This window comes from Nocardioides hwasunensis (assembly GCF_014779665.1).
Classification (GTDB): domain Bacteria; phylum Actinomycetota; class Actinomycetes; order Propionibacteriales; family Nocardioidaceae; genus Nocardioides; species Nocardioides hwasunensis.
Window position 1 is genome coordinate 480,854 of the sequence record NZ_JACXYY010000001.1, and the last position, 12,163, is coordinate 493,016.

At 72.5% G+C, this 12,163-nt stretch carries 9 protein-coding genes; all 9 read left to right on the forward strand.

Annotated features, from left to right (window positions below; translation table 11 throughout):
* Window positions 1–17: 17 nt before the first annotated feature.
* Genes IEZ25_RS02415 through IEZ25_RS02455 form a run of 9 tightly spaced genes read left to right on the forward strand, consistent with a single transcriptional unit; the run spans window position 18 to window position 11,951 of the window.
* Complete coding sequence (locus IEZ25_RS02415; protein WP_318151999.1) at window positions 18–1,784, forward strand: peptidoglycan D,D-transpeptidase FtsI family protein; 1,767 nt, start codon at window positions 18–20, stop codon at window positions 1,782–1,784.
* 17 nt (window positions 1,785–1,801) lie between these two features.
* Entirely contained in the window at window positions 1,802–3,358 is a 1,557-nt protein-coding gene (locus IEZ25_RS02420; protein ID WP_449866948.1) for a UDP-N-acetylmuramoyl-L-alanyl-D-glutamate--2,6-diaminopimelate ligase, read from the forward strand.
* A complete protein-coding gene (locus IEZ25_RS02425) occupies window positions 3,355–4,761 on the forward strand; it encodes a UDP-N-acetylmuramoyl-tripeptide--D-alanyl-D-alanine ligase (RefSeq protein WP_191197778.1) in 1,407 nt (468 codons plus the stop codon). Before IEZ25_RS02420 ends, IEZ25_RS02425 begins: the two co-directional genes overlap by 4 nt.
* On the forward strand, window positions 4,758–5,870 hold the full coding sequence (gene mraY, locus IEZ25_RS02430) for a phospho-N-acetylmuramoyl-pentapeptide-transferase (protein ID WP_191197779.1): 1,113 nt from the start codon (window positions 4,758–4,760) through the stop codon (window positions 5,868–5,870). The genes IEZ25_RS02425 and mraY overlap by 4 nt, the downstream gene beginning before the upstream one ends.
* On the forward strand, window positions 5,867–7,363 hold the full coding sequence (gene murD / locus IEZ25_RS02435) for a UDP-N-acetylmuramoyl-L-alanine--D-glutamate ligase (RefSeq protein ID WP_191197780.1): 1,497 nt from the start codon (window positions 5,867–5,869) through the stop codon (window positions 7,361–7,363). Before mraY ends, murD begins: the two co-directional genes overlap by 4 nt.
* 31 nt (window positions 7,364–7,394) lie before the next feature.
* Window positions 7,395–8,699 (forward strand): putative lipid II flippase FtsW, encoded by a 1,305-nt coding sequence (ftsW, locus tag IEZ25_RS02440; protein ID WP_191197781.1) that lies wholly within the window; start codon window positions 7,395–7,397, stop codon window positions 8,697–8,699.
* Between the two features lie 10 nt (window positions 8,700–8,709).
* The gene (locus IEZ25_RS02445) at window positions 8,710–9,786 is read left to right on the forward strand and encodes a UDP-N-acetylglucosamine--N-acetylmuramyl-(pentapeptide) pyrophosphoryl-undecaprenol N-acetylglucosamine transferase (protein WP_191197782.1); all 1,077 of its coding nucleotides are present in this window, start codon (window positions 8,710–8,712) and stop codon (window positions 9,784–9,786) included.
* Window positions 9,783–11,195, forward strand: a complete 1,413-nt coding sequence (murC, locus tag IEZ25_RS02450; RefSeq protein WP_191197783.1) for a UDP-N-acetylmuramate--L-alanine ligase — start codon at window positions 9,783–9,785, stop codon at window positions 11,193–11,195. The genes IEZ25_RS02445 and murC overlap by 4 nt, the downstream gene beginning before the upstream one ends.
* Window positions 11,196–11,951 carry a cell division protein FtsQ/DivIB gene (locus IEZ25_RS02455; RefSeq protein WP_191197784.1) on the forward strand — a complete coding sequence of 252 codons (756 nt, stop codon included), beginning with the start codon at window positions 11,196–11,198 and terminating at the stop codon, window positions 11,949–11,951. It begins immediately after the preceding gene.
* The last annotated feature ends 212 nt before the right edge of the window (window positions 11,952–12,163 follow it).

Below are 12,163 nucleotides of genomic sequence, written 5' to 3' on the forward strand. Positions count from 1 at the left end.
GGGAAATGAGGAGACCAGTGCCGAGCAGCCGCCTGAGGCCCGGAGCCTCGCGAGGCGCACCCCTGCTGCGCCTGCGGGTCGGGTTCGTCCTCATCGCGATGGTCCTCTCCTTCTTCGGCGCCCGGCTGGTGCAGCTCCAGGGCGTCGACCCGCGCTCGTACGCCGCCATGGCCGCGGCCGAGGGCGCGGTGAAGATCCCGCTGCTCGCCGAGCGCGGCGACATCCTCGACCGCAACGGCGTGCCGCTGGCCGACTCCATCCAGGGCAAGATGGTCATCGCCGACCCGAGCCTCACCGCCGCGCAGGCCCCCGCGATCGCCCGGCTGCTCTCCGACGCCCTGTCGATCGACTACTTCAAGGCGCTCACCGCGCTCAAGGGCCGCAAGGAGGGCAGCCGCTTCGAGTACATCGCCCGCCGGGTGCCGAGCACCCTGGCCAGCGACACCCTCAAGGCGATCGACGCCGCGGGCTACGACGGCGTCTCCCTCCAGGACGACCCGATCCGGGACTACCCCGCCGGCGACGTCGCGGCCAACCTGCTCGGCTACATGGGCACCGACGAGCCGCTCGGCGGCTTCGAGCGCACCTTCGACAAGCAGCTGGCCGGCGTCGACGGCCAGGCCACCTGGCAGTCCAACTCCCGCAAGGGCGTCCGAATCCCGCTGCGCGACAGCACGATCAAGGCTGCGCAGGACGGCAAGCCGCTGACGCTGACGATCGACCGCGACCTGCAGTGGTTCGTGCAGAAGGTGCTCGCGCAGTCGGTCGACCAGTATCGCGCCGAGAGCGGCGCCGCCGCGGTGCTGGACACCCGCACGGGCGAGGTGCTCGCGCTGGCCGACTACCCGACCTTCGACGCCAACCGGCCGAGCGAGGCGAAGAAGGACGACCTCGGCTCCCGGGCGATGAACGACGCCTACGAGCCCGGCTCGGTCGAGAAGGTGCTCACTGCGTCGTCGCTGATCGATGCCGGCAAGGCCTTCCCGCGACAGAGGTTCAAGGTGCCGCCGAACCTGGCCCGTCAGGACCGCGTCATCGGCGACTGGTTCGACCACGGGGACATCAGGCTCACGCTCGCGGGGATCATCGCGAAGTCGTCCAACATCGGCACCGTGCTCGCGGCCGACGCGTTCACGCCACCCGAGCTCGTCGACTACCTCAAGCGGTTCGGGCTCGGCCAGCGCACCGACATCGGCGTCCGGGGCGAGTCGTCCGGCCTGCTCACCACGGGGGACGCGATGACGTCGCAGACCAAGGACCGCGTCGCCTTCGGCCAGTCGCTGTCGGTCAACGTCATGCAGATGGCGGCCGCGGTCAACACGGTCGCCAACGGCGGCATCCGGGTCTCGCCCAGCATCATCGCCGGTTCCGCGGTCACCGACGACGGTGTCACCGTCGGCACCGACACCGCCACCCGGACCCGGGTCGTGAGCAAGAAGGCAGCCCGGGGCACCGCCAAGATGATGGAGAAGGTCGTCGACCCCGAGGACGGCGTCGCCCCCGGCGCGCAGGTGCCGGGCTATCTCGTGGCCGGCAAGACCGGCACCGCGCAGCGCGTGGTCGACGGTGTCTACGACGGCAGCACCTCGGTGTCCTTCGGGGGGTTCGCCCCGGCCGACGACCCGCGCTTCACCGTCTACGTCGTGATCCACCGCCCGATGGTCGACGGTGGTGGTGGCTCGATCACCGGACCGGTGTTCTCGCGGATCATGGGCTACGTGCTGGGCCGCTACGGCGTCGAGCCGACCAACGGCAAGCCGTCGCGTCTCCCCGTCGAGTGGTGAGTCGTTACTCTCGGTCGGTGGATCAGGCAGTGAGCGCGACCCGGCCGCAGCAGGTCCCGGCGACCCCCGCGGCCGAGCTCGCCGACTGGCTGTCGTCCACCACGGAGGTGGCCGTGCGCGGTGACCTCTCCGTCGCCGTCACCGGCATCTCGCTGAGCACCGCCCGCATCCGCCCGGGTGACCTGTACGCCGCCCTCCCGGGCGCACGCGCCCACGGTGCCGACTACGCCGCGCAGGCGCTCGGCGCCGGAGTCGTCGTGGTCCTGACCGACCCGTCCGGGCTCGACCGGCTGCCGTCCGGCACGCCTGCCCTGGTCGTCCCGGAGCCGCGGCGCGTCCTGGGGCGGCTGGCCGCCCGGATCTACGGCGAGCCGGCCCGTGCCCTCCGCGTCATCGGGGTCACCGGCACCCAGGGCAAGACCACGACCACCCGGATCCTCGAGCAGGGCCTGACCGCCTCCGGCACCACGTCGGCGGTGATCGGCACCGTCGGCACCCGCATCGCCGGGGAGGACGTGAAGACACAGCTCACGACGCCCGAGGCGCCCGACCTGCACGGCCTCTTCGCGGTCATGCGCGAGGAGGGGGTCGACACCTGCGCCATGGAGGTCTCCAGCCACGCGCTGGTGCTCGGCCGGGTCGACGGGGTGGTCTTCGACGTGGCGACCTTCCTCAACCTCGGTCGCGACCACCTCGACTTCCACCACGACCTCGACGACTACTTCGCCGCCAAGGCCAGCCTCTTCACCCCCGAGCGCGCGAGCGGCGGCCTGACCAACATCGACGACGAGTTCGGCCGCAGACTGCTCGACGTGGCGACGATCCCGATGTCCACCTTCTCCAGCCAGGACCCGGACGGTGCCGCCGACTGGCGGGCCGTCGACGTCGACCTCGGCCCGACAGGGGCGACGTTCACGGTCCTCGGCCCGGACGTCCAGATCGAGGCGGCCGTCGGTATCCCGGGCGAGTTCAACGTCTCGAACACGCTCGCCGCCATCGCGTCCGCCGCGCTGGCCGGGCTCGACCCGCGTGCGGTCGCCGATGGCATCGCGCGGGTCAGCGGCGTGCCCGGTCGACTCGAGCAGGTCGCGCGCGGTCAGGGCTATGCGGTCGTGGTCGACTACGCCCACAAGCCCGACGCGCTCGAGGCCGTCCTCCGCACCCTGCGTCCGTTGACCGACGGCCGGCTGATCGTGGTCGTCGGCGCGGGGGGCGACCGCGACACGACCAAGCGCCCGGTCATGGGCGAGATCGCGGCTCGACTCGCCGACGTGGCGATCATCACCGACGACAACCCTCGCACCGAGGACCCCGCCGCGATCCGCGCGGCGGTGCTCGCCGGCGCCGGTGGCGGTCGGGCGGAGGTGCTCGAGGTGGGCGACCGGCGCCTCGCCATCCGCGAGGCCGTGCGCCGTGCCGCGCCCGGCGACGTGGTGCTGGTCGCCGGCAAGGGGCACGAGACCGGCCAGGAGGTCGGTGACGTGGTGCACCCGTTCGACGACCGCGTCGTGGCCGGCGAGGAGGTCGACGCGACCCTCCGGGCAGCGTCCACGCACGACGGTGGGGCCCGATGATCGCGATGTCGCTGGCCGAGGTCGCCGAGGCGGTCGGGGGAGTGGCCCACGGCGAGGCGACGCTCACGGGTGGTGCGTTCCTCGACACCCGCACCCCGGAGCCGGGCGGACTGTTCGTCGCCATCGTCGGTGAGCGCGTCGACGGCCACGACTTCGTGGCCGAGGCCGGCGCGGCCGGTGCCGTCGCGGTGCTGGGCACCCGACCCACTGCGCTCCCGACCGTCGTCGTCGACGACGTGACCGGCGCCCTCGGCCGACTCGCGCGACACGTGGTGGACCGTCTCCCCGAGGTCACGGTGCTCGCGATGACCGGCTCGCAGGGCAAGACCGGCACCAAGGACTACCTGGCCCACCTCCTCGGCGAGTCCGGGCCGACGGTCGCGACCCGCGGCAACTTCAACAACGAGCTCGGCGTTCCGCTCACCGTGCTGCGGGCGACCCCCGAGACGCGCTACCTCGTCGTCGAGATGGGGGCCCGGGGCGTCGGGCACATCGCCCGGCTCTGCGAGATCGCGCCGCCGCACATCGCCGCCGTGCTCAACGTCGGCACCGCGCACATCGGTGAGTTCGGCAGCCGCGACGCGATCGCCCGGGCCAAGGGCGAGATCATCGAGGCGCTGCCGGCCGACGGCACCGCGGTCCTCAACGCCGACGACGACCTCGTCGCCGCCATGGCGCCGCGCACGCGCGCCTCGGTCGTCACGGTCGGGAGCAGCGCACGGGGTGGCCCCGTCGACGTGGCCGTCAGCGAGGTCACCACCGACGACATCGGCCGTCAGTCCTTCGAGGTCGTCCACCGCGGGTCCGGCGCGACCGTGCACCTGGCCCAGATCGGCGCCTTCCAGTGGCGCAACGCCGCGGTCGCGGCCGCGATGGCCCTCGCGGCCGGCCTCGACCTCGACACCGTCGCCGACTCGCTCGCCGACGCCGGTCCCGCCAGCCGGTGGCGGATGGAGGTGACCGAGCGCGCGGACGGCCTCGTCGTGGTCAACGACGCCTACAACGCCAACCCCGAGTCCATGCGGGCCGCCCTCGAGACGCTCGCCGGCATCGGCGCCCGCAGCGGTCGACGTACGGTCGCGGTGCTCGGTGAGATGTTCGAGCTCGGTGAGGGAGCCGCCGACGCGCACCGCGGAGTCGGGACGTACGCCGCCGAGGTCGGCGTCGACCTCCTGGTCACCGTGGGTGCCGGCGCGGGGCGGATCGCGGACGGCTTCGACGACGTCGGAGGTGGGGGAGTGAGCATCCCCACGGCGGGGCGTGACGCTGCGGTCACCTGGCTGCGGCACAATGTCTCGGCTGCTGATGTCGTCCTGGTGAAGGCATCACGAGGGGCGGCGCTGGAACTGATCGCCGAGGACCTGCTCGCCCAGAGCGGCACGGAAGGGAGACGCATCACATGAGAGCCATCCTGTTCGGAGGAGGACTCTCGCTGCTGATCTCGCTGCTCGGCACGCGCTACGCCATCCGGATCTTCACCCGTCAGGGCTTCGGCCAGCCGATCCGCGACGACGGTCCCACCACGCACCACACCAAGCGCGGGACGCCCACGATGGGAGGGGCGGTGATCGTGCTCGCCACCGTCGTGGGCTACTTCGCGGCGAAGGTCATCACCGGCTCCGCGCCGACGGCGTCGGCGATGCTGCTGCTCTTCCTCTTCGTCGGGCTCGGCACGGTCGGCTTCCTCGACGACTTCCTCAAGGTGAGCCGCCAGCACAACCTGGGGCTGCGCAGCCGGGCCAAGATGATCGGGCAGACGCTCGTCGCGGTGGTCTTCGGGTTCCTCGCGCTGTCACCGGCGCTCGAGGACGAGCGGGGCTGGCGTCCCGCGTCCGACCACATCTCGTTCATCCGCGACTACGAGCGCTTCGCCCTGCCGACGGTCCTCGCCATCGTGCTCATCTGGTTCCTCGTCACCGGCTTCAGCAACGCGGTCAACCTCACCGACGGCCTCGACGGCCTCGCGACCGGCGCCTCGATCCTCGTCTTCGCCGCCTACACGCTGGTCAACATCTGGCAGAACAGCCAGTCGTGCGCCCTCGAGGCCGGCCCCAAGTGCTACGAGGTCCGCGACCCGCTCGACCTGGCCGTCGTCGCCGCGGCCATCACCGGGGCGTGCTTCGGCTTCCTGTGGTGGAACGCCTCGCCGGCGCAGATCTTCATGGGCGACACCGGCTCGCTCGCCCTCGGCGGCGCCATGGCCGGCTTCGCGATCATGACCCGCACCGAGCTGCTGCTGATCATCATCGGCGGGCTGTTCGTGGTCATCACGCTCTCGGTGATGATCCAGGTGTCGGTCTTCAAGCTCAGCCGGGCCAGCGGGCTGGTCCGGTCGGTGTTCAGGATCCAGGCCGGCCACCGCGTGTTCCGCATCGCGCCGCTCCAGCACCACTTCGAGATGCTCGGCTGGGAGCAGGTCACCGTGACGATCCGCTTCTGGATCATCACCGGGCTCTGCGTGGCCACCGGCCTGGGCATCTTCTACGCCGAGTGGGTCGCCGGCATCGGATGACGACAGACATCGAAGGGCTCGACCGCCGCAGCGACTGGTCCGGCGTACGCGTCGTGGTGGCCGGGTTCGGCGTCTCCGGCTACGCCGCCGCCGACAACCTGCTCTTCCTCGGCGCCCAGGTGACCGCCCTCGATGAGTCCACCAGCGAGGAGAAGGCCGAGAAGGCCCAGCTGCTCGAGACGCTCGGCGCGACCGTCCGGCTCGAGCCCGGCGCCACGGCGACCCTGCCCGACGACGTCGACCTCGTGGTGACCTCTCCCGGCTGGCGCCCGGACGCACCGCTGCTGGCGCAGGCCACCGACCGCCAGATCCCGGTCTGGGGCGAGGTCGAGCTTGCCTGGCGGCTGCGCGACACCACCTCGCCCGGGCAGCCGGCGCCGTGGCTGGCTGTCACCGGCACCAACGGCAAGACCACGACCGTGCAGATGCTGCAGTCGATCCTCCTGGCCGCCGGGCTGCGCGCCGCCGCCGTCGGCAACGTCGGTCTGCCGATCGTCGAGGCGGTGATGGATCCCGAGCCCTACGACGTCCTGGCCGTCGAGCTCTCCAGCTTCCAGCTCCACTACACCTCGTCGATGTCCGCGGAGTCGGCCGTGGTGCTCAACGTCGCCGAGGACCACCTCGACTGGTACGACGACGAGCCGGACGACGTCCCCGGCGCACGGACCGGCATGGACCAGTACGCCGCCGACAAGGCACGCATCTACGAGCGTGTCCAGCGCGCCTGCGTCTACAACCTCGCCGACCCGCTCACCGAGCGCATGGTGGAGCGCGCCGACGTGGTCGAGGGGGCGCGTGCCGTCGGCTTCACGCTCGGGATGCCCGCGGCCGGCAACGTCGGCGTCGTGGAGGACCTGCTGGTCGACCGAGCGTTCATCGAGGAGCGGGCCACCAGCGCCGCCGAGCTCTGCACGCTCGACGACCTCGCCTCGCAGGCCCCCCACTTCGTCGCGAACGCGCTCGCCGCGGCGGCCCTGGCGCGCGCGCACGGCGTCAGCCAGCAGGCGGTCCGCGACGGGCTGCGCTCGTTCCGTCCCGACGGACACCGCATCGCGCACGTCGCGGTGGCCGGCGGGGTGACCTGGATCGACGACTCCAAGGCGACCAACCCGCACGCGGCGCAGTCCTCGCTCGCCGCCTACGAGCACGTCGTGTGGGTCGCCGGCGGCCTGGCCAAGGGCGCCCGCTTCGACGATCTCGTCGCGGCCGTCAGCGGCCGGCTGCGCGGCGTCGTCCTGCTCGGTCGGGACCGCCAGGTCATCGCCGACGCACTTTCGCGACACGCGCCCGATGTGCCGGTCATCGACGTGGGCGCCGATGAGACTGGTGACCCCATGGGGCGCGTGGTCGACGCAGCCGCCGGGCTCGCCAGGTCCGGTGACACCGTGCTCCTCGCGCCGGGATGCGCCTCCATGGACATGTTCGCCAACTACGGCGCCCGCGGCGATGCGTTCGCCGCGGCCGTCCACCGCAGGATCACCGGCACCGACTAGGCACACCACACCTCCGGAGGGGAGCGCGACGATGACCACCGCGAACCCCGAGGACACCGCGGTGCGACCGGCTCGCCCCGGTGGCACCGTGGCGACCGGCACGGTCGAGGACTCGGTCCCGGCACGCGCGCCGCTGGGCTCCGGCGTCATCGCCGGCTGGCGCTCGGTCCGCGCCGCGCTCGACCGCCCCCTCACCTCCTACTACCTGCTCCTCGGGGCCTCGGCCCTGCTCCTCACCATCGGCGTGATCATGGTGCTGAGCGCGTCGAGCGTGCGGTCCTACACGAGCACCGGCGACTCCTACGCCATCGTGAAGCGCCAGCTGCTGTGGGTCGCGATCGGCCTGCCCTGTGCCTGGGTCGCCTCCCGGCTGCCCATCAGGCACATCCGCCGCCTGGCCTATCCCGGATTCGTCTTCGCGCTGGTGCTGCTGGCCCTGGTCGCGCGCTTCGGCGTGCTGATCAACGGCAACAAGAACTGGCTGCAGGTCGGTCCGTTCACCATGCAGCCGGCCGAGGTGGCCAAGCTCGCGATCGTGCTGTGGGCGGCCAACATCTACGCCCACAAGGAGCGACGCCTGCGTGAGCTGCACCACCTGCTCGTGCCGGTGGTGCCCGGCCTGTTCGCCGTCATCGGGCTGGTCCTCGTGGGCCGTGACCTCGGCACCGCCCTGGTCCTGGCCGCGATCCTGCTCGGCATGCTGTGGGTGGTGGGAGCGCCGATGCGGCTGTTTGGGCTCAGCATCTCGGTCCTCGGCGTCGCCGCGCTCGCGATGGCAGCGACCAACGCCGAGCGGCTCAAGCGCATCACCCACTTCACCGATCCGTTCAAGGACTACACCGACGCGGGCTGGCAGCCGGCCCACGGCCTCTACGCCCTCTCGAGCGGTGGCTGGTTCGGCCAGGGCATCGGTGCCTCCACCCAGAAGTGGGGCGACCTGCCCGAGGCCCACACCGACTTCATCTTCGCCGTGCTCGGCGAGGAGCTCGGCCTGGTCGGCACGCTGCTGGTCGTCGGTCTCTTCTTCACCATCGCCTACGCCGCCATCCGCGTGGCGCTCAGCACGGCCGACCCGTTCGTGCGCTACGCGACCTTCGGCATCGTGGTCTGGATCCTGGGCCAGATGATGATCAACGTCGGCATGGTGCTCGCGGTGCTGCCCGTCATCGGCATCCCGCTGCCGATCGTGTCCTACGGCGGCTCGGCGCTCCTGCCCTCGCTGGTCGCGCTCGGCCTGCTCATCGGCTTCGCCCGACGCGAGCCCGAGGCCGCCGCGGCGCTCGCCGCGCGCCGCCGCAACCGCTCCGCCGGTCTCTCCGCCGGCACCAGTCGATAGATTTCCCCTGATGCGCGTTCTCCTCGCCGGCGGCGGTTCCGCCGGCCACACCTCGCCCCTGCTCGCCACCGCCGACGCGTTGCGGCGGCTCGACCCGGCGACCGAGATCACCTGCCTCGGCACCCGCGAGGGCCTCGAGGCCCGGCTGGTCCCCGAGGCCGGGCTGCCCCTCGAGATCGTGCCCCGCTTGCCCCTGCCCCGCAGGCCCGGCCCCGACCTGCTGCGTACGCCGTCCCGGCTGCGCGCCGCCCGCGCCGCCGCGCTCGAGGTCGTCGACCGGGTGCGCCCCGACGTGGTCGTCGGCTTCGGCGGCTACGTCTCGGTCCCGGCCTACCTGGCTGCTCGCAGGCGCAGCCTGCCCATCGTGGTCCACGAGGGCAACGCGATCCCCGGCATCGCCAACAAGCTCGGTGCGCGGATGACCTCCCACGTCGCCACCAGCTTCCCCGACACCGTCCTGCCCCACGCGGTGGTCACCGGCCTGCCGATCCGCCGGCTGATCTCCACGATGGACCGCGGCGCGCTCCGGACCGAGGCGATGGCGTCGTTCGGGCTGCGCGACGACCTGCCGACGTTGCTCGTGACCGGTGGCTCCCAGGGCGCGGCGCGCATCAACGCCGCCGTCTCCGGGGCTGCGGGTGACCTCGCCGCCGCCGGCGTGCAGGTGCTCCACGTCGTCGGTCCCAAGCACGGTCTCGACGTGGCCTCGGGCGAGGTGCCCTACGTGGTGCTCAACTACGTCGACCGGATGGACCTCGCCTACGCCGCGGCCGACGCCGTGCTGTGCCGCTCGGGCAGCAACACCGTCACCGAGGTGGCCGGCGTCGGCCTGCCGGCGATCTACGTCCCACTGCCCATCGGCAACGGCGAGCAGTCCCTCAACGCCCGCCCGGTCATCGACGCCGGCGGCGGCCTGCTGGTCGCCGATGCCGCGCTCACTCCCGAGTGGGTCGCGGCCACCGTGCCCGGGCTGCTCACCGACCCGGATCGTCTGGCCGGGATGGGCGCCGCGGCACGCGGGATCATCCCGCTCGACGCGGACGAGATCCTCGCCCGGATGATCCTCGACGCCGGTGCCGCGCGATGAGGATCCCGGTCCCCGACGAGATCCTCCCCGCAGCCGAGCTCGGGCGTGTGCACTGCGTCGGCATCGGTGGAGCCGGGATCTCCGCCATCGCCCGGATCATGGCCAGGCAGGGCGTCGAGGTCTCCGGCAGCGACGACAACGACACCCCGTTCCTCCCCGCCCTGCGCGAGCTCGGCGTGACCTGCCACCTCGGCTACGACGCCTCCCACGTCGCCGACGCCGACACCCTCGTCGTCACCACGGCCGCGCGCGACGACAACCCCGAGGTGTCGGAGGCGCGCCGGCGCGGTCTCCGCATCCTGCCCCGCTCGGCGGGTCTCGCCGCCGTGATGGCCGGCTCGCGCGTGCTGGCCGTCGCCGGCACGCACGGCAAGACGACGACGACCGGCCTGCTGACCTCCGCCCTGCTGGCGGCGGGACTCGACCCGTCGTACGCCGTCGGCGGGGTGCTGAGCGCCACCGGGCGCAACGCCGACGCCGGCATCGACGACCTCTTCGTCGCCGAGGCCGACGAGAGCGACGGAGCCTTCCTCCACTACCGCCCGCACGCGGCGATCGTGACCAACGTCGAGGCCGACCACCTCGACAACTGGGGCACCGAGGAGGCCTACCACCAGGCCTTCGAGGAGTTCGCCGGGACGCTCGACCGCGATGGCTTCCTCGTCTGCGTCGCCGACGACCCCGGCGCCGTCGCGCTGGCCCGCACCGCCCGCGACCGCGGGCTGGAGGTCATCGAGGTGGGGGAGTCCGCCGGGGCCGACCTCCGCATCCACGACCTCACGCTCGACGGCTCCACCTCGACCTGCCGGATCTCGCGTGACGGGGTCGACCTCGGCGAGCTCCGCCTGCGCATCCCCGGGCGCCACTACGTCCTCGACGCCGTCGCCGCCCTGGCCATGGGCCTCCGGCTCGGCTGCGCGTTCGACGCGCTCGTCGACGGCCTCGGCGGGTTCACCGGGACCGGCCGCCGGATGGAGCTCAAGGGCGAGGTCGACGGCATCCGCGTCTACGACTCCTACGCCCACCACCCGGTCGAGATCCGCGGCGACCTCGAGGCCGCCCGCGCACTCGCGGGGGAGGGGCGGGTCGTCGCGGCCTTCCAGCCCCACCTCGTCTCGCGGACCCGCATCTTCGGCGAGGCCATGGGGGTCGCGCTCGGCGCGGCCGACGAGGTCGTGGTGCTCGACGTCTACGTCGCCCGCGAGGCCCCGGACCCCGCCGTGACCGGCCGCCTCGTCGTCGACGCCGTACCCCTGCCGGCCGAGCACGTCGCCTACGTCGACGGGCTCCCTGCCGCCGCCGAGGCCCTGGCCGCGCGTGCCCGCCCCGGCGACCTGGTCATCACGCTCGGCGCGGGGGACATCACCCGGGTCGGGCCCCAGGTGCTCGCGCTCCTCGGGGGTGCGTGAGTGGCGCAGGAGAGCGACCAGGACACCCGCGCGGCGAGCCGCACCCGGCGCCGGTTCGCCCGTCGCCAGTGGGCCCGTCGGTGGCTCTCGCTGCGCTACGTCCTGGCGTTCGTGCTGGTGCTCGGCCTGCTCGGTGCCTCGGTCTACCTGGTGTTCTTCTCGACCGTCCTGCAGGTGACGAAGGTGCAGGTCGCCGGCAACGAGCTGCTCAGCGACGCACAGGTGCGTGAGCGCGCCGACATCCCGCTGGGGGAGCAGCTCGCGCTCGTCGACCTCGACCGGGCGACCGCGCGGGTCAGGGCGATGGCCGAGGTGAAGTCGGTCGACGTGACGCGCAGCTGGCCTGACGCCGTACGGATCGAGGTCGTCGAGCGCACCGCGGTGGCCGTGGTCGACCTGACCGGACGGATCCGTGGGCTCGACGCCGACGGGGTGGTCTTTCGCGACTACAAGCGGGTGCCTCCGGGCATGCCACTCATCCGCCCGGGTGGGGCCGCAGGCACCGACGCCCTCAAGGAGGCGGCCACCGTCGTCGCGGCGCTGCCCCAGGACCTCGCCGCCCGCGTCGACCACGTCGAGGTCGCCACCGTCGACCAGATCACCCTCGTGCTGCGCGACCAGCGGGAGGTGCTGTGGGGGAGCGCGGACGAGTCGGAGCTCAAGGCCCAGGTCATCGACAAGCTGCTCACCTCGGTGGAGTCGCCGGTCTACGACGTCAGCGTGCCCGGCAACCCGACGGTCCGCGACGCCGGCTGATCGGGGCCCGGCCCTGCGCCGCAAGCCGTCCGAACGCGGGTGGACGGACATTTTCCCTGCCGACACGCGCGCGGTGGGCGTGTCCGGCGGAGTTTCGCGTCGCCGCGCTCCTAATCTCTATCGAAAGGCGAGGTTGACATAACTATAACCCTCAGGTTCACCGTTAGAGTTTCGCGGCCACCGAGGGCACAGCAGCTCACCTCGTCCCCCTT

Coding starts and splice junctions, on each gene's coding strand:
- IEZ25_RS02425 (WP_191197778.1), top strand. CDS start 3,355: ATGATCGCGATGTCGCTGGCCGAGGTCGCCGAGGCGGTCGGGGGAGTG.
- mraY (WP_191197779.1), top strand. CDS start 4,758: ATGAGAGCCATCCTGTTCGGAGGAGGACTCTCGCTGCTGATCTCGCTG.
- IEZ25_RS02445 (WP_191197782.1), top strand. CDS start 8,710: ATGCGCGTTCTCCTCGCCGGCGGCGGTTCCGCCGGCCACACCTCGCCC.
- murD (WP_191197780.1), top strand. CDS start 5,867: ATGACGACAGACATCGAAGGGCTCGACCGCCGCAGCGACTGGTCCGGC.
- murC (WP_191197783.1), top strand. CDS start 9,783: ATGAGGATCCCGGTCCCCGACGAGATCCTCCCCGCAGCCGAGCTCGGG.
- ftsW (WP_191197781.1), top strand. CDS start 7,395: ATGACCACCGCGAACCCCGAGGACACCGCGGTGCGACCGGCTCGCCCC.